The sequence below is a fragment of the Pseudomonas sp. O39 genome (assembly GCF_045447295.1).
In the GTDB taxonomy this organism is placed as follows: Bacteria; Pseudomonadota; Gammaproteobacteria; order Pseudomonadales; family Pseudomonadaceae; genus Aquipseudomonas; species Aquipseudomonas antarctica_A.
Window position 1 is genome coordinate 1 of record NZ_JBJGXV010000090.1, and the last position, 263, is coordinate 263.

A 263-nucleotide genomic window follows, 5' to 3' on the forward strand; every position below is an offset into this window, starting at 1 on the left:
ACGATGTCCGGGCCCGGTCGATCCTGCATCAGCAGGTTGCCCGCTGGGTCGTGGCCGAAGCGTTCTTGCACGCCTTGCGAGTGATCGGCGCGGGTCAGGCGGGCGAGGGGGTCGTAGTTGTAGTCGTGTTGGCCTTTACGGGTGTCGAGCAGGCGGATGAGGTTGCCGGTTTTGTCGTAGTCGTATTGGCGCTGGTAGAGGGTGTGTTGCTGTTGGCTGACAGCATGGGTGTGCAGGCGGTTTTGCTCGTCGTAGTGGTAATG

Annotated in this window: 1 protein-coding gene; it reads right to left on the reverse strand. The window is 61.6% G+C overall.

Going from position 1 to position 263, the window contains the following annotated elements:
* Positions 1 to 263, reverse strand: a 263-nt coding sequence (locus ACI77D_RS29430; protein WP_407018117.1) for a hypothetical protein, incomplete at both ends; no start/stop codon positions are given.